The organism is Lysinibacillus cavernae, from assembly GCF_009724685.1.
GTDB lineage: Bacteria > Bacillota > Bacilli > Bacillales_A > Planococcaceae > Lysinibacillus > Lysinibacillus cavernae.
The window spans coordinates 512,766-534,647 of the sequence record NZ_WMEF01000001.1 but is presented as its reverse complement, the minus strand read 5'-3'; the positions used below and the strand labels follow the sequence as shown (position 1 = coordinate 534,647).

The window sequence follows — 21,882 nt, the reverse complement described above, 5'->3', positions numbered from 1 at the left end:
CCAATAGGCGCCCATACAAATGAAGTATGGTACGCCTATCCATGCAATTATTGTTGTTCTTCGTAATAGAAGGTTGTCACTTGTATGGTAGCTTGTAAAGTAAGATCCGCATCTTTTTCTAATTGGTCCTTTTCCCCAGGTAATTTGAATTCGATGGTATCAGTTTTCATCACACGCTCTAATTGTTCAATTTCCTGTAAGAAGCTCTCTAGAGAATTAAAATCAAGCGCCCCAACCTCTAATATAAAAGTAATGAGCTTTAAATTAGATGGTAACGAATCCTTTGAAATAGATGAAATCGGTGACCTAGTAATCTTGTTATCCTGTTCACCATTAACCTCTTCTTCAGCTTGCTCCAACATAGTAAGGTCTTCCGATACATCTGCTTGTGAAAAAGCCGCATCATCATTCTGAACTGTTAATGACTTTATGCGTGTCCCTGTCACCTCTTCGATCTCAGCTAAATCTAGTATGATTTTTTCAACTGCTCTTGTAGCAGGTAGTTTCTGCCTTAACGCTAAAACATTGATAGTCGGCTGGCCCTGCTCCTTGTCTAATTGAGCTAATTGTTCTTTTACATTAGAAATCTCTTGCTGTATCTGTGATACACTACTCTCTTTTGCTTCTACTTCATTTAACTTGGGTAATAATAAATAATAATAAAGCGCAAATAAAATAGCGAATATAAGAGCCAGTAACAACATAATAGATGAATTTTTACTACTCGTTAATTTATTCATGAGCGTGCTCCTCCAGCTAAATACATAAAGTCGATTGTAGCTGTAATGGACACTGAATAACGTGGCACTTCTTTAAATTTTTGTTCAGGCGTTAATTCCTTATGTTCACCAATCTCTATATCAAAATTTGACACTGTATTAATTTGTGCGTCCGTAAAATAACTACTCTTTAAAAGTCGCTCTATATATTTCGATATATCAGTCATCGTTTCAAAATCCACTTCAATATTAACTGTATTCTCCCCAAAAACGTAGCTACGCAAATATGTTTGAGTTGGTAGTAAAGTTTTCGTTTCATCAATTAATGGGGTTACGGGATATGAAACACCTTGAATAAAGGTAACAGACTCCTCCAGTGACCCGTGATTAACACTTTGTCTTGCATCTAGCTCTTGCTGTAATTGTTCATATTGTGTTGTTAATGTCTTTTCCTCAGCAGACAAACGTGAAAAATCACTCTTAGATGTGAAAAATAAAAATAGTAAATAAGCGACTATTAGACCTACAATGACCGTTACCAAGCTATAAAAAAGCTTTGGAGTAGTAGACCTTTTCTCAAGTTGTGGTAAGAGGTTTATATCTGGAACCATTAATGAACCTCCTTCAAAGCTAAGCCTAGCAACGTTGAAAATTCTTTTTTAAAGTGAGGAAAGAACTTCTCAATTATTGCTTCATCAACAATCATCAAAGGTGTCTCTAAATTAGAAGATAATAGGGTTCCTATTGATTTGAGTAATGGGTTATCGCCAAGCATTATGATTTCATCTACTGTTTTTTCCCCTTTATGTAAAGAAAACTTAAAGAAGTTCATCATTCGATCGATTTCTAAAACCTGATCCATAACGACCATCTGGTAATCTTCTGTTTCACCATTGTAAAGGAATTGGTAGCTAAACTCATTGACGTTTTTGCCCTGCCATTGCGCCATATCAGTTTCAATCGATTGATAACGTAAAAACTCAACTTGTCCGTTTGAAAAGATACTGATGGAAAGTTCATTAATAGACCATTCAGCAATTAAATATGTTTTATTTGGCACTAACATTGACATATGTTCTAATAAACGTATATTGCATAATGCGCGAATATCGACAGCTTCAGGGTCCAAAGAGACATCTAACAACATCCCTACCATTTTCGTAATTTCCTCTGAAGGTGCTGCAAATAATATTGCCTTGCCGTCCTCCGCATCGGGATCATAAACATCAATTAAAGGGTCCTGAAAAGGTAAATGAATGGAATGGCCCAATTCCATTTCAGCATATCCTCGTAATTCCTGAGGTTTAACATCTTTAGGATGCTCAAAACTTTTTAATAAAACAGTTGTATCAGGGACAAACATACGAACAGCCTGTTTTTTTCCTGTCCATTTCACAACCTGTTCTTTAATAATTTCAAAAAGGGACACTTCATCTACGATTGCTCCATTTTCAACGATGTCAGCTGGTAAAGGGTATTCATAGCCTTGCCAATGACTGGGCTCTGGTCCTTTCGCCACAATCGCACGTAGCACATAATCCTTCAGTTCAATCGATACATGCGACTTTCTCTTTCTCTTAAACATGTGAAAAGACCTCCTTTTCCTACTCAGTAAAATGATTTTATCAATTAGTCATCCATTCCCCAGCCAGAAACACAAGAAAACTTGCGTCTCTGGATGGGTTGGGAGGACTGATTAAGGAGTTGTAGTATCTCCTCCAGCCGGTTTTTCTCCTGCACTTGTTAATGCCTTATTTAGGTCTGCTTCAGATACCGTTTTTTCTTTCAATTTAAGATCAGTTTTCATATCACCGAATTTAGGGTAAGTAATTGACCATACTTTACTTTTATAAGTAACCTCTGTATTACTGTCTAATATAATTCCATCTACAAAATCTTCTAATTCAGTTGCTGCACATGTTTCATCTATTCCACAAGCCCCATCAATATAAGCAATCTTAGCTCCAGCTAGAATATTTGAAGCCTCTGCTAAAATAGCACGGTCCTTAGATTTAGCAATAATATTACCAATTGCAGGTACAGCGATTGCTGCGATAATTGCTAGGATAACAATTACAGCTAAAAGTTCAACCAACGTTAAACCTTTCTCATTTTTCAATAGTTTTTTATTTTTCCATTTTTTAAACATAGAGAATTCCTCCTTGATAGTTTTATATGAAGTGTGAAAACACGGTCTTCTAATTCAATTTCTGAATAGGTTTTAGTTAATTACAATTTACATATTTTCATATAATTGGAACATTGGTAAGAATATAGCCGCAACGATTACGCCTACTACAAGGGCCAGCACTACAATCATTAATGGCTCTATTAATGACTTGATTGTATCTACGCCACGATTTACCTCTTCTTCATAAAAATCAGCAATCTTTTCAAGCATATAATCCAAGGAGCCTGTTTTCTCACCAATTGATGTCATTTGTGTAACAAGAGGTGGAAACAGCCAGCTTTTTTCAAGTGGCTCCGATAATGTGCCACCCTTCTCTAAATTATCGCGGGCCTCCAGCACTACTTTTCCCATAACCGGATTGCCACCAACCTTTTCGACGATTGTTAATGCTTGTAGAATAGGCACTGAGCTGCTAAAAAGCGTTGACAAAGTTCTTGTCATTCTCGCTATAACATCCTTTTGCAAAAGCTGTCCAAAGATAGGTATGCGAAGTAAAAAAACATTAACTGCATAATGAAACTCTTTATTATTTTTATAGAAATAGCGTGATCCCACTACTAATACTAATAACCCTAAAATCACAAGGTACCAAAATTGAATGAGCCAATCACTAATACCTACAACAATTACCGTTATTAACGGCATTTCCAAATTCATTTCTTTAAAAGCGTCCATAAAGGTAGGCACAATAAAAACCATTAAAAACATGCCTACCACCAGTGTTAAAAGAGACAATATTGCTGGATAGGTCATTGCTGATTGTATCTTTTTCTTGATGTTATATTGCTTTTCAAGTGTGCTTGACAGGCGATCTAATGTATCGTCAACGTTACCAGTAGCCTCTCCTGCACGCATCATATTGACAAAAAGCAATGGAAACACTTTGGGATGTTTACCTGCTGCATCTGAGAATGCAGTCCCACTTCGAATTTCCTCTTCAACCTGCATCAATGCTCGCTTTAGCGGTTTACTCCGTGTTTGCTCACCCAAAATATGCGTTGCTTCAACAACAGGGACACCAGCACGAATTAATGTCGCATATTGCCGACAATAAATTACAAAATCTTGATGCTTCACTTTTGTACCAATGGCAATGTCCTTATGTAAAATGCTATTTGATTCTTGAAGTTCTCGCGCATTTATTCCTTGTGCACGAAGCTTTTCCATAGCAATTTTTTTATTCGGTGCTTCAATAATTCCCTTTTTAGGTGCCCCAGTTTTGGTGCGACCACTATAACGAAATACAGTCAACTATAATCACCAGCGTTCATGTATGGTCGTGCATCCTCTAGCGTAATCTTCCCTGTAGCAATTAGATGCTGCATAGAAGATTCCAATGTGTGCATGCCTAATGCTTTACTTGTCTGCATTACACTTGGTATTTGGTGAATTTTTTCATTACGAATTAAATTCGAAATGGCAGGAGCCTGAACTAAAATTTCTGTCGCAGCAATGCGCCCTTTTACATCTTTACGAACAAATAAACGCTGAGAAATAATACCTTGCAGGACATTCGCAAGCTGGACTCGAATTTGACTTTGCTGATGTGGTGGAAATACATCAATAATTCGGTCGATTGTAGTTGGTGCACTACTTGTATGAAGCGTTGCCATTACTAAATGTCCGGTTTCAGCAGCCGTGATAGCCGTTGAAATCGTTTCATAGTCTCGCATCTCCCCAACTAAAATAATATCTGGGTCTTGACGCAATGAAGCACGTAAACCATTTGCAAAGCTTATTGTATCAACACCTACCTCACGCTGATTGATAATAGACTTTTTATGAGTATGCAAGTATTCTATTGGATCCTCTAACGTAATAATATGCTTTGATCTTGTCTCGTTGATATGATCAATCATTGCTGCTAATGTAGTTGATTTACCTGAGCCTGTTGGGCCAGTTACTAAAATTAAACCTTGTGGTTTTTCTGCAAGCTTATATAATACCTGCGGCATATTAAGTGCTTCAATGGAAGGAATTTTTGCCTCAATTAGACGAGCAGCTATCGTCACTTCATTTCGCTGATGATAAGCATTTACACGGAATCGACATTTCCCAGGCAATGAAAAGTTAAAGTCAGTTTCTCCCTTTTCCTCAAACTCCCGTTGTTTATGTACAGGAAGAATGGTATGAACCATTTCCTTCAATTCTTCTGAATCTAATGGTTCTGCACCATAATGTTCCAACTTCCCATGAATACGATAGACTGGTGGAATACCTTTTGTTAAATGAAGATCCGATGCTTTTTCTTCAAACGCACGTGTTAATAATTCGACGATTGAATATGATGTCATTTTTATCACCCCTACTCTACACTTGCAACACGTAAAATTTCTGACGTTGTTGTTTGACCTGCTACAACCTTTAATAGTCCATCTACTAATAAGGTGTGATAGCCTTTTTCGTTCATATAATCACGTAGAACCAAATCACCTACATGATTTAAAATCATATCTTTCACTTGGCGATCAACTGGAAGGATTTCATGAATCGCTATACGTCCTCGGTAGCCAGTGTTGTTACATGCCGGACAACCACGTCCTTTCTTACCTTGGGTAACACCTTCCACCCCATTTACCTCTAGTATTTCTAGTTCACGTGAGGTGAATACATATGGTTCAGCACAATCACGACAAACTTTACGTACAAGTCGTTGAGCCATAATACCTACAAGTGAGGAGGATAATAAAAACGGTTCAATGCCCATATCATGTAAACGTGAGATGGATTCTACTGCACTATTAGTATGCAGCGTACTTAACACTAAATGTCCTGTAAGTGAGGCACGTATAGCAATTTGAGCCGTTTCAAGGTCTCGGACTTCACCAACCATTACAATATCAGGGTCCTGTCGTAAAATCGAACGTAACCCCACCGCAAACGTTAAGCCAACATCTTCTTTTACTTGAATCTGGTTAATACCATCTAACTGATATTCCACAGGATCCTCAACCGTAATGATATTGACTCCTTCTTCATTTAAATGAGATAACGCTGCATATAGTGTAGAGGATTTACCAGAGCCTGTTGGTCCCGTAATAAGCATCATACCGTTTGGTCGGGCAATCATTGTCCTAAAAAGTGTTTCATTTGTTGCGCTAAAGCCTAATTTATCAATATCATTGGAAGAATTGGTCAAATCTAAAATACGCATGACAACTTTTTCTCCAAAGACGGTCGGTAATGTAGCTAAACGTATATCAACTGGTCTGAAATTGGCGTTCGTTTTTATACGTCCATCTTGAGGAATACGATTTTCTGTAATATTTAAATTGCCCATAATTTTAATACGAGCCAATACGACGTTTTGCATATGTTTTGGTAATGATCGCTCCGTACGAAGCACACCATCTACTCTATAACGTACACGTAGGTCTGTTTCTTGTGGATCAAAGTGAATATCACTTGCTCTTTGTGCTACACCATTGGCAATAATTTGATTCACTAAGCGAACAATTGGTGAGTCATCATTCTCAATCTCGTCTTGCGTTTCAGTATTAGTTGCTGCTAAATCTAACATCGCAGCGTCCATCGACTCCTGCAAATCATAGTATTTTGTAATCGTGCGGTATAAATCATCTTTCGCTGCAATACTTGTCTCGATTTGACAGCCTGTCGTCATACGGACTTCTTCGATAGCAAAATAATCCATCGGATCTTCCATCGCAATAAATAATTTATTTTTCTCTTTGCGGATAGGCATAATATTTGTCCGCTTAGCCAACTCAGCAGGAATTAATTGCAATAATTCAGGACTGATTGAAAATTGATTTAAACTAATATGAGGAATACCAAGTTGAAATTCTAGTACTTCAATGAGTTGCTGCTCCGTTAAGAAATTTTCTTTAATTAGAAAATCACCTAACTTCTCATTTTTCAACTTAGTAGTTAATGCGTACTCTAGTTGTTCAGCTGTAATAACGCCTGATTCAACAAGTAAATCCCCTAAACGTTTACGACCTGACTTCATTGCCATAAAAATACCTCCAAATTATCACGGACTTGTTTGTATAAAATTACCACCTTTATCATAATAACCATAGACAATTTCTGGTCCATCTTCTTCTGGTGTTGAAGGTGTTATATCATGTAAACCATTGCCATCTAAATCCATCTCTAGATCAGGATCTGATACACTTTGTCCTGCGTTTTTTGTTGGCGGAGTGACAGTAATAGGCTCCTGTGATGAACGTGTAATAATGCGATTTTTTGGTGCATAGTAATCTCTGCTGATGAACTGTTCTTCCGTTGCACCGTTCTCTACAATGGAACGATGAACTTCAACTCTCACCCCTTCTTTGCCCTCTTGTTCCACACGTTCTTGACCAGCCTTTAAATTATCTGAATAACGGTAAATAGTTCGTGGCTTAACGATTTTATCTTTACTTACACGAACCGTAATATCTTTATCTTTTTCTGCTGTAAATAGTTCTATTTTTAATTGATTGCCCTCAATTGTAGCTTTCATTTTGCCTAATTGATTAGAGCGATTGATAAATTGTAAGTCTTTCGCTAATGCAGCGTTGATATCCGCTTCAATTCCGAGTTGTAAATAGCTTGGTTTTATTTGTTGAGAATGTCTTTCTAAAATTTCATACTCTGTTTGGAGAATCACACTATAGAGGATGGATGCCACAAAATCTAAACTAGCATCATTTACAGTTCCTGCCTGTTCACCTAAAAGTGAAAGCAAAGAAAATGATTGATTTGGTATAAGAGTGACATCATTTAATAACGGAATTAGTTTTGCAACCCCTTGTTCATTCGCTGGTAAATCCTCCATTTGAAAGGAAATCCTTTCTTTCATTTGCAAAGCATCAGCATTGATTACTGCTTCAACCTCATGCTCTTTCAAATAACTTGCTTGTATTATTATTTTTTGAAGTGTTTTATTAGTATCTAAAATACCCATTTCATTTAGTTCCTGAATAACAGTATCATTGACAGTTACAGGGATGGGGATATGTACTACTTTGTCATTTTTCCAAAAGGCATACCAAGGTTTTTTTGTCAGCATTTCAAACTGAGAAATAGCTGCAGTAGTATCAAAAATTAATTGTTTTGGGTCAATTGTCTTGGTGACATCAGTACCTTTAACAGTTATTTCTGTTTGTTGCCAGTCTAAAATTGCCTGTTCCACAGTTGGTAATAAATTTGCACTATTAATATCAGAGACTTTTACACTACCAATTGTTGAACTCTTTGTCTCTCCACTAGCAAAAACTTTCCCGTTTATTATAAAATTCGGAAGACAGACTACAGCTAGGATAAATATCCCTATCAATGATACAGTAATGGTTATATTTTTTTTCATCTGTCAATCCCCCTTAAACACCGCAAATTCCTAATTTAAAACTTTATACTCATTCAAATATTAGGATACATTATTTTTTACTACATTACACTACTATAAACCTAATATATTTTTAATTTTCTTCTCAATATCTATAGAAATTTCACGAATTAGACTAGTTTATCTTTTAGATAATGTTATATTATCGTTATAAATACTTTATTACTAGTCGATATGAATCATACTTATGGAATCACTCTTTTATCAAAACATCATACACTAAATTTTTAATTAGTTCATTTAGTACAAAAACTTATTAAGGGGCGATATTATTGCAAAAATCTTTAAAAAATGAAGGTGGCTTTTCATTAATTGAGGTCGTTTCTTCTTTAATTCTAATTACAATAATACTGCTTTCATTTTTCGGGTTATTTATTCAATCTAACAAAACCTCCAAAACTTCTAGCACAATTGTAGATTCTACTTATTTAGCTCAAAATGAAATGGAAAATATATTTAGAGAAATCAAAGGCAGAACAGAAGAACAATTAGCTGCACAATTACTCTATACAAGTACAGACAATCCTCAAAAAATTAGTTGTAGTAAGAATAATAAATTTTCAACAATTTGGAGCTATGAAAAACAGTTGGAAGGTAGACGTTTTATTCTAACTATCAAGCGCCATTGTCAATATGAATATCTCAATAGTATTGTTATCGAAGTTTATGAGAAAGAAGTATTAAAAAGCAAGATAGAAAATATTTATAGTAGGAAGTGAAATATATGTGGTTAATAAAAAACAACAGAGGTTTTACACTCGTGGAGGTACTTGCAGCTATCTTAATTTTAAGCATTGTTTCAACTATTCTTTTTAGTATACTTGTGTCTAGTAAAGAAACAAATAATAAACAACTTGAAAATAATGATCAGCTAACAGAGATGTCTTATGTTTTAAAACTCATTACGAAAGATATGAGAAAAACTATTACATATGATCCTACTAATTCAACATTTAAAAACAGAGATGGTTCTGTTCAATACACATATATCTTTGATACTGAAAAAAATACGATTAATCGTAACAACGAAATTATTGCCACTAATATTCATTCATTTTCTTTAACAAGAATTGGCGACTCCATTTCCATAAATATTGAAAGTAATAACGAACATACAATCTCTACACAACTATCCTTTAGGAGTGGTGACGGTGCAAAAGATGAAGAAAAACCTACTAAATGATGAAGGCTTTTCATTTTTATTAGTTTTTTTAACCATTATATTAGTGACGACTTTAGGTCTAGGCTTACTTGCAGTATCCTCAAATTCCTTAAAGCTCTCTAAGCACGAGCGAGAAGATCAATCCATTTATTACATTGCTGAGGCAGGAGTCAATTACGAAAAAGCAATTTTATTAGAAAAAGCGAATGAAGCTTATCAAAGTGCAAAAGCAGAATACGATCGTTTACCAATTCAACAAAAAAAATATGAAAAATTTGTGGAACTATATGAAGAAAATATTAAAAGTATCATTGAACCACTATTAAGTGCTAAAAGCACTATAAATAATTTTGAAAAACAATTAGGAATGCAGCCTACCGCCCATATTACCCTTAAAAAAGACTCAGATAAGGATCTTCGATATTGGATAACTTCTATCGGTACTTATGAAGAGTCCCCGTTACAAAAAAGAGAACTACAGCAAAGTGTAGACTTTGTACTTGATGCCGAAACAACTAAAAATAATGGCGGAAATGACGAGGAAAATATAAATACTGTTACTCCTGACTTTGCTGTCCAAACTAAGGGCAATATTAAGCTAACAGGTGGGGCATCAATAAAGGGAGATGTAGCTACTGACACCGGTATAATTTCCTTGGATGGTGGTTCATCTATTTCTGGTACTGTAGGTGCTTCAAGTGATAATTTCCAATACCCATCTTGGATGGGGGATTTATCAAGCAAACTTACTCAAAGTAGTAAATATCCTGATTCAAGTATCCTGCCTTTATTCCCTATTGAGAAAATGCACCAATTATCACAATTACCAGTTCCTCCAAATCAAGAAGTCATCAAAGATCCACACAACAAAACGTTAATTATTAATAATGGACATTTTTTAGCTGATAATTGGATGACTAATAACTATACTTTACATTTAAATGGTGATACACATTTCAAACAATTCAAAGTTGATCAAAATAATACGTTGACTATAAATGTAGGAGATACAGATAAAAATCTATATATCGAAGATTTTAATATACTACAAGGGCATATTAAAATTGTAGGAACAGGAAAGCTAAATGTATTTATTAATAATACTTTAAATTTAAAAGGATCTTTAAACAAGAACGGGAATGCTAATCAAATAAATTTATATTATAATGGAACATCAGCTATCACTGTCGCAGGAGAAACACAAAGTGCTGCCTCTCTTTATTCTAAACAAGCCAATTTAACATTCACAGGGGGCATAGGATTAACAGGTAATATATATACAGGAGCAAATAAAGTTACTTTCAATGGTGGTTCGAACTCAATCGGTCAACATATTATCGCACCAAATGCTTCTGTCATTTTAGAAGGTGGTGCTCATATTAAAGGAGCTATTATTTCAGATAATTTAATGGCTAATGGAGGTACTTCCGTTACATTTACAGAAGGCACCATTCAACCACCTTCTTCAGGACATACCGAAATTGGCGATCCTATCACTTTAATAAAGGAAAATGAATTAGTAGAACAATAGAAAAAAGAGATTCCAAAATGGAATCTCTTTTTATTTATCTCCTCAACAACCTACCCGACAGCAGCATGCCAATACCACCAATCGTAATAAATAGAATCGCTCTAATTAATAAATCAAGTGCAGATAAGTCGAAGAAAATAAGCTTAATAAACGCAAAGACTAAAATAATAAAACCTGTCGTACGTAGTGTTTTTAATTGATGTGTGGCACCAATCCATAGCGACACACTTGCCGTCAAGAATAATGTTATGGTTGTGAAAGCGATGCTCAGCTTCCAATCAAGTACGTTGTTATACGTAAATTGATGGATAAGCCCCCAAATAGAGATCATCGTGAGCACGATACCAGCACTTACAATAGCATCTACATATTTCCCTAGACGTTCTTCGTACAATCGATAAATAAGTCCTTTTACAAGAATGTCCACGATGATTGCTACTAGTACCGCGATATATACGAATCTTGTCATAATATTTAAGCTTTCCATCATGGTCGTCTTGGTGCTGATCATTAATGAGAATAGCAGGAAAAATGCGCCGAGAACAGGGGTTAATGCCTGCCCTTTGTATGATTCAGCTACTAACAGTGAGCCTGCAAATAGTGCAGCTAACACGATACACATCATATAAGGAATTCCATTTGTTGTCGTAAAATAAACAGAATCTAGTTTGCCAATATAAGCTAAGAAATAACCAGTTGTGACCACCGCTAAAATATCAATGATATACAAATCCTTCATGGCCTTTTCAAAAGGTGTTAAAGTCCCTTTTGGTCTTCTTGCATATAAGTATAGTAAGACTAGATAGATAATCGGCATGAACAAACTTAGATGATTAACGCTGAAAAATGGTGTTGGTTCATGAAAGACAAAGTTTAGCGAGAATGTTATCACAAGGGAAAACGAAGTGACGACCTTCATCATACTTGCCCGTATGCGCAAACTCATCATCACACCTGCAAATGCAATCAACGGATACAGTAAATCATCTACTTTATTTGGTATATTCATTAAAAGTATCGTATTACATAGTGTGATAAATGCGAGTGTTACAGCACTATCAAATACTTCTTGCCATTTTTGGCGATAGCTATAAAACGCTAATGCGCCAAATAAACCGATGAAGATAAGTAGTAGCATTTCACCGTAGTCAAGCGTACGGATGATAAGATTCATCAGCAATAAGCTAAATGAGCCTAAGGAAAATTGAAGTCCTATATGAAGAGGCTTCCATTTGGATTGTGCGTTATACAATAGACACCAACTTGCATAAAAGATTGCTAGAATCACAAGTAAACCAAGTGCGAAAACAACTTGCTTGTCAGTATTCATAAATGCTACAACACTTACTGCTAGCACAGAGAAGAATGTGGCGATATAGAGAGCCAGCTTTTGCTTGTGCTGATAAATGACCACTTGCAATGAAGCAAATAATATCATCACAAAAAGCAAGATAATGACGGCACTAAAATCCATATATTCTAGTAAATAAGGTAGTAATAACGATGTAAAGGCAACAAAAATGGTAAGTGCTTCATTTTTCTTAAAGTAGCTAATCGCAATACCATAGCCAATATACAGAATCGTAATACCTAATGCCGGTGTCAGAGCAATGATTTCGTATAAAATGGCACTAGCTGCAGTAGTTAAAATACCAACAATAAATGCCCCACCATATAATGAAATGGTGATAGCTGGTGAGCCAACTTTTCTACGTTCCAATACGTAGGCGATTACCGCCAATCCCACCGATAACGCAAAGGCGAGGATGATTTTCACGCCATTCGATAAATAACCATAATCACTGACAAGTTTTAGACCCCAAAGTACGCCCATCACTAAAATAACCATGAATACTTTTGGCAGTGCCCACATAACACGCTCCTCCATCGATGGCTGTGGTTGCACTTCTTTTTCCGTTACTTTGGTCGGTATAGGCTTCGACTCCAATGACGGTTTTGGTTTTATTGGTTTTATTGGTTCTGATTGCTTGATCATCGACTGTCTGGCATCAAGAGTATTTATTTTTTCAGTATTTTGAGTACCTTTTAACGAAGACAACTCCTGACGTAAATCTGCCATTTCCTCCTCGAGCTTAGCAATTCTTCGCTCCAATTCAAGGGACATTCAATCATCCTCCCAACTTTATCAATTTTCTAACATTATAACATATTTATCCTTATTGTAAAATTACACTTTTCGTTTAATTTATCTCGGTCTTCGATACATTAAGGCACGCTCACTATCACTGGTGCCTCTTGTCGTTGGATCCACAATAACGCCGATTAACACAAGAATGGATAAAACTGTATTTAAAATAGAAGAAATTTGCTCACTCATCGCACCTGTTAAATCATAGCCAAAAATAGCCGCCACTTGTTGTGCGAGTAGGAGTAACAATGAAAATAGCCCTAGTAGAAATGGTATATGTTGAAGACGAACCTTCCAATTAATTCTCATAAAAGCTCACCTCCCCCCCTCTTGCCACAGTATATGCATAATGGTTATGTGACACATATGCAAAAATGGAACTCTTGCCAAGTTACTAGGGATTTTTAATAATATTTTGCGGCCTAAACTATTTTCAGTTGGACGGCTAGGCAGGTTTTATCACTAATGTCATGCTCATATATTTAGTTAGGTTGCATCTTGTAACAGATGCCCACCAATTAACTGAAAACGAGGGTGATTAAAATGGTGTATGAGTGGAACACAGTGAGGGTAGTTGCTTGCTTAAGTATTGTGTTATTACATGCTACGACCAATATTGAAATTATTAATGGCTATATCGATCAGCCATACTATCAGTTTTTTAGACTATTGTTATGTTTCGCTACACCAACTTTTATCTTATTATCCATTTTGATTTTAGCTAAACGCTATCAACACCAGCTACCTCCTCATTTTTTATGGCGACGTTTTCAGTTTATTGTCATACCGTTTGTAGCTGCAGGTATTTTATATGCAGCAAACGCAGCCTTTCATTATAATGAAAGCTTTTTGGATGCGTTATATCGACATATTGTTTTAGGAGACTTTTCAGGATGGTTTGTTATGACCATCTTTCAGCTTTATATTCTCTTCTTTGTTATAAAAAAATATCAGCTATCCAGCATTTGGTTCACACCCATTTTGTTCTTACTCGGAATTTTCTATATGACTCTTGCGAATTTGAATATCGACTATTTCATACAAAATGAGCATGTTATGCGCTTACTCTTTATAGGCTGGCTCCCTTATTTTGCAATAGCGTATCTTATTGGTAGTCATTATGAAAAAATCGCTAAGTACCTCGTCAAATATAAATTCTTCACAGTACTATCCGTCATACTTGCAATAGCTATTTTATATACAAACTATTATTTAGGTGCTCAACAGATTACATCGAGAAGAATCGATATCATGCTATTCGTATTGGCAATGACGTTTTGTATTTTAGCATTTGCTCAAATTTTGCCCAAGCTCCCCTTCATCCATATTCTAAGCCGCTACTCCTTTGGTATCTTTTTAATTCACTGGCTGATTCAAGAATATCTAGCACCCTATAGCGCATTACTTCCTAGCCCTTTCCTTCAAGTCATGGCTCTTTTTCTGTCCAGTTTACTCGTCTGTATGTTGCTTATAAAAATCATTTCTTTTGTACCTTTTAGCGCGTATTTGATAGGAAAGTCTCATCAAAAACAGCCATCTCGTAATTGAGAGGGCTTTTTTCATGGAAAGAAAAACAATATCCTTTACCTGGTATAGAACAAATAAAATTGGAACCAATTAAGTTACTCACATTTCATTCTGATACCTTGTATAAGAAAATTTGTAAAAAATTAAAAAAGAGCCAAATGAAAATTAGCTCTTCTATTTCCAAATATATATAATGTAACACGTTGTTTCGAAATACTTACTTGAAGCTGTGTAATATCTAGTGGAGTGTATGTAAAAAGAGATTAACTTATTTTGAACTTCACAAAACTACAAAAAAATCCTATAAAAAAGACTTCCAAGCGGTGGTCATGGTTGTTACCTTTTTCATAATTCATTATCTAAACGAGCTGGATAAGTAAAAAAGCTCTGCAGACACATTCTTTACAGAGCTTCTAGTAATTATTTTTCGATTAGTTTTAGGTATAAAACCAATTAGTTATTTGATAAGATGTTTATTATATTCAATCCACTTTTCCATCTCCCTCTGAACAGCTCTATTTTGCCATTCAAACCAAATCCCAGAACATTCACTACAATGACTGTCTATCCCATTCTTTCTATGCATATCTCTAAAAGTAAATATCGTTTTTTTACGACAACTGTAGCAATAGATTTCTTTTTCTTTATAAAATTCCATATTTAACCTACCTAATTAATTTATTCTTATTCATCTCCTTTTTGCATTGAAATTATTCTAAAGGTATGGGACATTTCAGATTTAAACGAATAAGAGTTCTCTATCGAATAGAAATTTTTTTATTAAGAGAAGGATTGTTTTAAAATATCAGATATCCTTTTGTTTACTTTCTTTACTAGAGTTGTTACAAAATTCAATTAAAAAAGAGGCAATCATATGCATGATTACCTCTGAATTTACATTTGAAAAGAAACAGATTTTTGAGAAATAAGTTTCTTATAGATTTACCACTGACTGGTTTTCTCCGCTCCTGCTAATTTACCCTTTCCATATGTCCCAATCGGCTAGCTATCCACACTATTATAAACCCACTGCCAGCTTGTTAGCTTCATTGGTACTGACACACTTCTTTTAACAAGACTCCAGTTAGGAATCTTATACCGCAATCTGACGCTTTCTTTATTACAGATAAGCTCCCGTTAGTTGAACAAGTGCCTTTTTTTCTATTGCACATTTTGGTCGAAGTACGATTTAATCTTCTGTGCATACTTTTTTTAGTTTTTTAACTACCAAGATGGCTAGTATTGACTGGTTAAAACCAAGCTCGGAAAAGAGAATGAATTCCCAAAACGATATCTTCATTGCTTAATCCGCCAAAACCAATTTGCACCATTGACGCCTCAGCCTGGGTTTGTTTCTCCCAATAGCGGGATACTTCGTAAACCTTGACTCCCTTTTGAGCCGCTGCTCTAATTAACTCCTTTTCATCCATACCGTTATGCACACGCAATAAAATATGCAGCCCAGCATTCTCTCCTATTACCGTAACTTTTTCACCCATTAACTCCCGAATCGTCTCAATCAGAGTGAAATGTTTTTTATGATACACATTCCGCATTTTACGAATGTGAGCTTCCCAATGCCCTTTACTCATAAACAGTTCCAGTGTTTTCTGATGAAACCATGATACTGTTTGATCATACAATCTATAATCTTGCTTATTATAAAGTGCTATTAAATCTGGGGGCAGTATCATATAAGCGATGCGCAGAGAGGGCAGAAGACATTTGGAGAATGTTCCAAGATAGACAGTGCGTTGATTTGCATCTAGACTTTGGAGAGAAGGAATTGGTTTCCCGACATATCTAAACTCGCTATCATAATCATCTTCAATGATAATGCCATCTAGGTCTTGTGCCCATTTAAGTAATTGTATTCTCTTGGCGATAGGCATGACCATTCCGTATGGAAACTGGTGAGATGGGGTAATATAGACAATCCTAGATTTGCTCTCATATAACTTGGAAATGTTAATACCATCCTTATCTAAAAATATAGGATGGATACTGAATCCATTATTTCGAAAAATCGTACGAACTCCATCGTAGCCTGGTTCTTCAATCGCGATGTTGCTGTTAGTACTTCCAATTAAACTAGATAATATGTTAAGCAGATACTGAATACCTGCTCCTATAATTATTTGTTCAGGTGAGCAGTTCACCCCTCTAGAATCATACAGATATTTAGCAATTTCTACACGAAGACCATGTTCCCCTTGAGGATTCCCATAAGAGAACAACTCCACTTGTTCGGATTGTAAGCTTAGATTAGTTAACTTGCGCCAAGTAGCAAGCGGAAAGTGCGCAATATCCACATCACCATATAAAAAATCATATTGAATGGGAGCAGTGTCCGGTTCGATTAATTCAACAGGCTTTCTTTTATTTGAATACAGCGTAGGTAACTTGTCTAATTCCAATTCGACTACATACAAACCACTCCTTGGCCTACTTTGGACATATCCTTCGTCTATCAATCTGTGATAGGCCGATTCAACCGTATTGCGGCTAATATGTAGATGTGATGAAAGTGCACGGATAGAAGGCAATCGTGTCTTAGCCACCAGTTTTCCTCTTATAATATCTTTTTTGATGTGCTGATATATTTGGAAATATAACGGCTCTTCAGACTTTTCCTTTAGTAATATCGTAATTTCGATCATACTAGCCTCCTTACGCCCTTTACTGACCCCAAAATAACATTTAGATTTGTCACTACCCATGGAGCCAGTTGATTTTTACAATTATATCATTACCAGTCGAATATACGACTTTAGTTAACTCCCGTATTGTAAAGGAACAGCGTGCCTGTATCTGATGATTGGTTTACCCATTGTTTAGGAGGAGAATGAATTGGAAATAAAATCAAAAAATAACGAATCTCATCATGAAAGACAGCAATCAACTTCAACATTTGGAAAGTTCAACGAACACCCTGGCTATCGTCGGATGTTCGCCCCAAATAAACTCACAATCGGTATTTTTCTGCCGATTAAGTTCTATAAGGGTCAGATGGCTGACTTAAAAGGCCAAGCTGAAATCGTGGAAATGATCGATCAACTGAATTTTGCATCGATTTGGGTACGGGATGTACCCCTGTTTGATCCTAATTTTGGGGATGCTGGACAGGTCTTCGATCCATTTGTCTATTTAGCCTATCTTGCTGCAAGGACAAAGAATGTATCCTTAGCAACCGGAAGTGCTATTTTCACACTACGCCATCCCATGGACTTGGCAAAATCAGCATCATCTATCGATGTGCTGTCTGGTGGGCGTCTTATTCTTGGAGTTGCTTCAGGTGACCGAGCCATAGAATTTCCGGCTTACGGAATCGATGCCAACCACCGTGATGTGCGGTTCCGGGAGACGGTTGAATTTTTCCGCAACCTCGTTCAACATCAGCGACCTTCAATTCAATCGTCCCTTGGGCAAGTTAAGGGGGGAGAAATGCTTCCTAAACCTGCAACCGGTGATATTCCACTTATTGTTACAGGATCCAGCCAACAATCGGTTGGCTGGATCGCGGAAAATAGCGATGGTTGGCTCACTTATCCCGGAGCAACAGCAGATGCATCTGGTCCCCAGAGGCTTTCGGAAAAAATAGACTCCTGGCGTAAAAAAATACCAGACGGATTATTCAAGCCGCACATGACTAACGAATGGATTGATCTTATTGAAGATCCCGATTATCCAAGAACACCTATCCGTGGCGGATTTATTTTACGAACAGGTCGAAAGGGTTTGATTGAACTTTTGAAAGAATGGCAGGCAGTTGGTGTCAACCACGCTGCACTCGGAATTCAGTTTTCGAGCCGACCACCTGCTGATGTGATTCAAGAGTTGGCAGAGGAAGTACTACCGCTCTTCCCATCACATGCGGGGCCAAATCCTCTACACACTAAATGGTGATATTTGTCTTCCCTGCTAGTAAGATAATTTAGAGACTCTTTTATTATACGTTTTGCGACCGTATTGTTAATTCAATATAACGTAGCATAGGACCAAGATGACAAGTAAGCCATCTTGGTCTTTATCTTTACAGCTTGTGTTTTAAACGCACTTTACTTTGAATGACATCAATTGGCGCACCATTATTAATCATATGCGTTGCATAGCTGTGTCGTAATTGATGTGGATGTATACTCTTTTTTATACCAGCTCGATTCGATATTCGCTTGATAACATTTCTTAAATTATCAATTCCCATCCTCCTTTTCGGCCTTCTGTCCGTAATAAACAAACAAGGTTCCTTATCCTCTCGTTCATCTAAATACCTTTTTAACCAAATGGAACAGCGGGTATTAAAGTACACTTCCCTTTCTTTATCACCTTTCCTTTGTACAATAACTGAATTCGTTTAATAATCGATATCTTCGCGATTTAATTTTACAACTTCACCAATACGGTAGCCTGTTGAATACAAGTTTTAGATTTATTCAAAAAAAGGTGAAATTAGAAACTTATCCACAGATTCCAACTTTATTTGTTCTATACATTTCCATAGATTTTCCTGCAAAAAGATTGACAAAAGATTCCACACGTTATATGGTTAGTTACACAAGTAATTAACTATATAACAAGTGAGGTGGATTGTGATTCACTCTTTAAATAACGAAAAGCCCATTTTCCAACAAATTCGCGAAAGAATAGAAGATGCCATTCTGGATGGACAGCTACAGCCCGAAGATCGCATTCCATCTACGAATGAGTTTGCAAAAGAATATCAGATTAATCCTGCAACTGCTGGGAAAGGCGTGAATGAATTAGTGGATAAGGGTGTCATTTATAAAAAACGAGGTGTCGGAATGTTTGTACATGAGGATGCTAGAAAAATTTTAATTACTGAACGTAAAGAAAATTTTTTTCAACAACATATTGAACCATTGAAAATGGAGGCTAGACGTTTAGGTATTTCAGATGAGGAATTACAAAATTTGATACAAGGGAGATACTGAATGAAAATCAATGTGAACAATGTCACGAAGTCCTATAAACATAAATCCGCTTTACGAAATGTCACTTTCACGATGGAAGGCCCAAAAATTATTGGTTTTTTAGGTCATAACGGAGCTGGCAAAACAACTTTCTTAAATCTATTGTCAGGGCTCACTGCTACAACAAAAGGAGAAATTTTAGTCAACGGAGAAAGTATCTTTAATGCTCCTTCTACTTTACGTGATATTTGCTTTATCGCTGAAAGTGGCAATTTTCAAGGAGAAATGACCATTGCTCAAACATTAAAGGCTAATCGCTTCTTTTATCCAAAATGGGATGAAGAGTTTGCTCAGGAGCTGCTACAAGTATTTGCTTTGAATCCAAAAGATAAAGTACGTAGTTTATCAAAAGGGATGGTATCTGCACTTGGAATCATTACGGGCTTTGCGAGTCGAGCATCCATTACCATCTTTGATGAACCCTATATCGGCTTAGATGTCGCTGCTCGCAATACATTTTATGATTTGTTAATCGAACAACAAACTGAAGATCCACGATTATTTATTTTGTCCACTCATTTAATCGATGAGGCTAGCAAGCTATTTGAGGAAATTTTCATTCTACATGAAGGTGAGTTATTACTTAAAAAAACAGCTGATGAATGGCGCGAGCATATTGTTGCTGTAAAAGGAAATGCCAATGATGTTGCTTTAGCAATCAGCGGCTTAGACGTGATCTATGAGCATATGTTTATGCAAGAAATGACAGCAGTTGTCTATGCAAATGGTGAACCCATAGAAGGTCAGAACATAACACTTACATCAATTTCTCTTCAAGATATGCTCGTGTATTTAAGTAAACAGAAAGTGAGGTCAGGTAAATGAATACAATAAAAGGTAGCTTTTATATTTTATTTCAAAGCTATAAGAAGCAAAACATTATTTTTTGGAGCATTTTATTTTCTATCGTGCTATTGTCATTTTTCTTAGATACTTTCTTTGGTCAATATATTTCATTTGCCATTACCATTTCAATTCCTGTTTATATTTTTTACAGTTTAATGGCGGCTAAGCTTTTAAATAGAACTTTACCCTATTTTTTAAAGCTAGGGGTAAGTCGCCAGCAATATCTGTTGAATGTCGGGCTCTTTTTTATTAGCGCGAGCCTAGTTGGTGCATTGATTATTGCAAGTGCACATAAAATCATTGTCTATATTTCTAACCTCTTAAATGTAAAAGATATTATTATCATTCATCCTATTTTATTTTTTAATAATGCCCATTCATTTTTACAAACAGTAGCAATGGATACAGTCTTACTTTTATTTTGTCTCAGTTCAGGCCTTCTCCTTAATGTTGTTTTTTATCGCTTAGGTATACTGGGTGGCTATAGTTTTATTGGGTTGCTTGTGTTGATTCCCATTATAATGGTCATTTTTCAGTGGTATTCCCCCCTATTTAACCTTTTCGCCAATTCGTCCATATTCGCAATCTTAGGATGTATTTTAGTTTTTAGTGTCTTACTCTATTTAGTTATCACTGCTTTCCTACGTAAGATTTCTGTGAGTCCCGTATAACGAACAGGAGGAAATTAACAAAATGATTATGAAAATAATTGGTTTAGAATTTCTTCTCATATTTTTCTATGTTTTAAATGGAGCCTTTGTTTCTATTAAACAACCAACAAGCCCTTTCCTACAGTTTGCAATGTTAATTCCACTAGCATTAGGGCTTTTCATTTATATCGCAAAGAAAAAAAGCTGGCAAATGTATTTCTTTCATTCCATTAAAAAGAATCATTTCTTCATCATCCTACCGCTACTTTTCGTATTATGTATCATCTTAGTCAGCACTCATGGTTTAAATTTTACATCTATTAGCGATCTCCTTGTCATGCTCATCATGCAAATGTTCATTGTAGCTTTTATCGAAGAGACTGTATTTAGAGGCATTATGCTACGAATGCTTTTAGCTAAAGGAGCATTTACTGCTGTGTGGGTTTCTAGTATTTTGTTTGGTATCACACATGCTTTTCAATTACTTGGTGGCCAATCACTAGAAGATACGTTTATCCAAATTATCTATGCCCTTTTAGTGGGTCTTGTTTTATCATTACTTATTTTGGACGGTCAATCGATTATCATAACGATTCTTTTCCATGGCTTTAATAATTTCTTTAACTTCATGGGCAATATGGAAAGCTCGATGCTAAGTGGTTATCTCATTATTTTTGTGCTATTTGTGTATATGCTTCTTTTATGGAAACGTGTAAAAAAAGGCAATGCTACGAATTACATGAAAAATGCCAAGTCCATCTAG

The 21,882-nt window shown here is 35.9% G+C and carries 20 protein-coding genes and 1 pseudogene; 9 read left to right on the top strand and 12 right to left on the bottom strand.

Annotated features, from left to right (window positions below):
- Positions 1–47 precede the first annotated feature (47 nt).
- The 8 genes from GJU32_RS02590 to GJU32_RS02555 form a co-directional block, all read right to left on the bottom strand.
- Positions 48–740 (bottom strand): hypothetical protein, encoded by a 693-nt coding sequence (locus tag GJU32_RS02590; protein WP_155590373.1) that lies wholly within the window; start codon positions 738–740, stop codon positions 48–50.
- Complete coding sequence (locus GJU32_RS02585) at positions 737–1,330, bottom strand: PilN domain-containing protein (protein WP_155590372.1); 594 nt, start codon at positions 1,328–1,330, stop codon at positions 737–739. Before GJU32_RS02585 ends, GJU32_RS02590 begins: the two co-directional genes overlap by 4 nt.
- Entirely contained in the window at positions 1,330–2,304 is a 975-nt protein-coding gene (gene pilM / locus GJU32_RS02580) for a type IV pilus biogenesis protein PilM (RefSeq protein WP_155590371.1), read from the bottom strand. Before pilM ends, GJU32_RS02585 begins: the two co-directional genes overlap by 1 nt.
- 111 nt (positions 2,305–2,415) lie before the next feature.
- Complete coding sequence (locus tag GJU32_RS02575) at positions 2,416–2,868, bottom strand: prepilin-type N-terminal cleavage/methylation domain-containing protein (protein WP_155590370.1); 453 nt, start codon at positions 2,866–2,868, stop codon at positions 2,416–2,418.
- An 87-nt stretch (positions 2,869–2,955) separates the two neighbouring features.
- Entirely contained in the window at positions 2,956–4,161 is a 1,206-nt protein-coding gene (locus tag GJU32_RS02570; protein WP_155590369.1) for a type II secretion system F family protein, read from the bottom strand.
- On the bottom strand, positions 4,158–5,204 hold the full coding sequence (locus tag GJU32_RS02565; RefSeq protein ID WP_155590368.1) for a type IV pilus twitching motility protein PilT: 1,047 nt from the start codon (positions 5,202–5,204) through the stop codon (positions 4,158–4,160). The genes GJU32_RS02570 and GJU32_RS02565 overlap by 4 nt, the downstream gene beginning before the upstream one ends.
- Before the next feature lie 11 nt (positions 5,205–5,215).
- The gene (locus GJU32_RS02560; protein ID WP_420798361.1) at positions 5,216–6,886 is read right to left on the bottom strand and encodes a GspE/PulE family protein; all 1,671 of its coding nucleotides are present in this window, start codon (positions 6,884–6,886) and stop codon (positions 5,216–5,218) included.
- A gap of 18 nt (positions 6,887–6,904) precedes the next feature.
- Positions 6,905–8,224: a G5 domain-containing protein gene (locus GJU32_RS02555; RefSeq protein ID WP_155590367.1), complete on the bottom strand. Its 1,320-nt coding sequence runs from the start codon at positions 8,222–8,224 to the stop codon at positions 6,905–6,907.
- A 311-nt stretch (positions 8,225–8,535) separates the two neighbouring features.
- On the opposite strand from GJU32_RS02555, the gene GJU32_RS02550 reads away from it, so the two are divergent.
- The 3 genes from GJU32_RS02550 to GJU32_RS02540 are packed head-to-tail and all read left to right on the top strand — an operon-like array spanning position 8,536 to position 10,956.
- Positions 8,536–8,982, top strand: coding sequence for a hypothetical protein (locus tag GJU32_RS02550; protein ID WP_155590366.1), 447 nt, complete (start codon positions 8,536–8,538; stop codon positions 8,980–8,982).
- A 5-nt stretch (positions 8,983–8,987) separates the two neighbouring features.
- On the top strand, positions 8,988–9,446 hold the full coding sequence (locus GJU32_RS02545; RefSeq protein WP_155590365.1) for a PilW family protein: 459 nt from the start codon (positions 8,988–8,990) through the stop codon (positions 9,444–9,446).
- Positions 9,424–10,956, top strand: a complete 1,533-nt coding sequence (locus tag GJU32_RS02540; protein WP_420798364.1) for a DUF7305 domain-containing protein — start codon at positions 9,424–9,426, stop codon at positions 10,954–10,956. Before GJU32_RS02545 ends, GJU32_RS02540 begins: the two co-directional genes overlap by 23 nt.
- 34 nt (positions 10,957–10,990) lie before the next feature.
- Here the strand turns inward: GJU32_RS02540 and GJU32_RS02535 are convergent, their stop codons facing one another.
- Both GJU32_RS02535 and GJU32_RS02530 read right to left on the bottom strand, forming a co-directional pair.
- The gene (locus GJU32_RS02535; protein ID WP_155590363.1) at positions 10,991–13,081 is read right to left on the bottom strand and encodes a DUF2339 domain-containing protein; all 2,091 of its coding nucleotides are present in this window, start codon (positions 13,079–13,081) and stop codon (positions 10,991–10,993) included.
- 81 nt (positions 13,082–13,162) lie between these two features.
- A complete protein-coding gene (locus GJU32_RS02530; RefSeq protein ID WP_155590362.1) occupies positions 13,163–13,414 on the bottom strand; it encodes a phage holin in 252 nt (83 codons plus the stop codon).
- A gap of 234 nt (positions 13,415–13,648) precedes the next feature.
- Between GJU32_RS02530 and GJU32_RS02525 the strand changes: the two genes are divergently transcribed.
- Entirely contained in the window at positions 13,649–14,653 is a 1,005-nt protein-coding gene (locus tag GJU32_RS02525) for an acyltransferase family protein (RefSeq protein ID WP_230874905.1), read from the top strand.
- A 1,229-nt stretch (positions 14,654–15,882) separates the two neighbouring features.
- Here the strand turns inward: GJU32_RS02525 and pdxR are convergent.
- Positions 15,883–17,292 (bottom strand): MocR-like pyridoxine biosynthesis transcription factor PdxR, encoded by a 1,410-nt coding sequence (gene pdxR / locus GJU32_RS02520; RefSeq protein ID WP_155590360.1) that lies wholly within the window; start codon positions 17,290–17,292, stop codon positions 15,883–15,885.
- Positions 17,293–17,482: 190 nt separating this feature from the next.
- Between pdxR and GJU32_RS02515 the strand changes: the two genes are divergently transcribed.
- Complete coding sequence (locus GJU32_RS02515) at positions 17,483–18,538, top strand: LLM class oxidoreductase (RefSeq protein ID WP_230874904.1); 1,056 nt, start codon at positions 17,483–17,485, stop codon at positions 18,536–18,538.
- A gap of 154 nt (positions 18,539–18,692) precedes the next feature.
- Here the strand turns inward: GJU32_RS02515 and GJU32_RS02510 are convergent.
- Positions 18,693–19,052, bottom strand: a pseudogene (locus GJU32_RS02510) (tyrosine-type recombinase/integrase); the annotation flags it as partial.
- A gap of 169 nt (positions 19,053–19,221) precedes the next feature.
- On the opposite strand from GJU32_RS02510, the gene GJU32_RS02505 reads away from it, so the two are divergent.
- Genes GJU32_RS02505 through GJU32_RS02490 form a run of 4 tightly spaced genes read left to right on the top strand, consistent with a single transcriptional unit; the run spans position 19,222 to position 21,882 of the window.
- The gene (locus GJU32_RS02505; RefSeq protein WP_155590359.1) at positions 19,222–19,584 is read left to right on the top strand and encodes a GntR family transcriptional regulator; all 363 of its coding nucleotides are present in this window, start codon (positions 19,222–19,224) and stop codon (positions 19,582–19,584) included.
- Positions 19,585–20,448: an ABC transporter ATP-binding protein gene (locus GJU32_RS02500; RefSeq protein WP_155590358.1), complete on the top strand. Its 864-nt coding sequence runs from the start codon at positions 19,585–19,587 to the stop codon at positions 20,446–20,448.
- On the top strand, positions 20,445–21,140 hold the full coding sequence (locus tag GJU32_RS02495; protein ID WP_155590357.1) for a hypothetical protein: 696 nt from the start codon (positions 20,445–20,447) through the stop codon (positions 21,138–21,140). The genes GJU32_RS02500 and GJU32_RS02495 overlap by 4 nt, the downstream gene beginning before the upstream one ends.
- 22 nt (positions 21,141–21,162) lie before the next feature.
- On the top strand, positions 21,163–21,882 hold the full coding sequence (locus GJU32_RS02490) for a CPBP family glutamic-type intramembrane protease (protein WP_155590356.1): 720 nt from the start codon (positions 21,163–21,165) through the stop codon (positions 21,880–21,882).

Excerpts from the sequence above, each read along its gene's own strand:
- GJU32_RS02590 (WP_155590373.1), bottom strand. The coding sequence starts at position 740 with ATGAATAAATTAACGAGTAGTAAAAATTCATCTATTATGTTGTTACTG.
- GJU32_RS02585 (WP_155590372.1), bottom strand. The coding sequence starts at position 1,330 with ATGGTTCCAGATATAAACCTCTTACCACAACTTGAGAAAAGGTCTACT.
- pilM (WP_155590371.1), bottom strand. The coding sequence starts at position 2,304 with ATGTTTAAGAGAAAGAGAAAGTCGCATGTATCGATTGAACTGAAGGAT.
- GJU32_RS02575 (WP_155590370.1), bottom strand. The coding sequence starts at position 2,868 with ATGTTTAAAAAATGGAAAAATAAAAAACTATTGAAAAATGAGAAAGGT.
- GJU32_RS02565 (WP_155590368.1), bottom strand. The coding sequence starts at position 5,204 with ATGACATCATATTCAATCGTCGAATTATTAACACGTGCGTTTGAAGAA.
- GJU32_RS02560 (WP_420798361.1), bottom strand. The coding sequence starts at position 6,886 with ATGGCAATGAAGTCAGGTCGTAAACGTTTAGGGGATTTACTTGTTGAA.
- GJU32_RS02555 (WP_155590367.1), bottom strand. The coding sequence starts at position 8,224 with ATGAAAAAAAATATAACCATTACTGTATCATTGATAGGGATATTTATC.
- GJU32_RS02545 (WP_155590365.1), top strand. The coding sequence starts at position 8,988 with ATGTGGTTAATAAAAAACAACAGAGGTTTTACACTCGTGGAGGTACTT.
- GJU32_RS02540 (WP_420798364.1), top strand. The coding sequence starts at position 9,424 with ATGAAGAAAAACCTACTAAATGATGAAGGCTTTTCATTTTTATTAGTT.
- GJU32_RS02535 (WP_155590363.1), bottom strand. The coding sequence starts at position 13,081 with ATGTCCCTTGAATTGGAGCGAAGAATTGCTAAGCTCGAGGAGGAAATG.
- GJU32_RS02530 (WP_155590362.1), bottom strand. The coding sequence starts at position 13,414 with ATGAGAATTAATTGGAAGGTTCGTCTTCAACATATACCATTTCTACTA.
- GJU32_RS02525 (WP_230874905.1), top strand. The coding sequence starts at position 13,649 with ATGGTGTATGAGTGGAACACAGTGAGGGTAGTTGCTTGCTTAAGTATT.
- pdxR (WP_155590360.1), bottom strand. The coding sequence starts at position 17,292 with ATGATCGAAATTACGATATTACTAAAGGAAAAGTCTGAAGAGCCGTTA.
- GJU32_RS02500 (WP_155590358.1), top strand. The coding sequence starts at position 19,585 with ATGAAAATCAATGTGAACAATGTCACGAAGTCCTATAAACATAAATCC.
- GJU32_RS02495 (WP_155590357.1), top strand. The coding sequence starts at position 20,445 with ATGAATACAATAAAAGGTAGCTTTTATATTTTATTTCAAAGCTATAAG.
- GJU32_RS02490 (WP_155590356.1), top strand. The coding sequence starts at position 21,163 with ATGATTATGAAAATAATTGGTTTAGAATTTCTTCTCATATTTTTCTAT.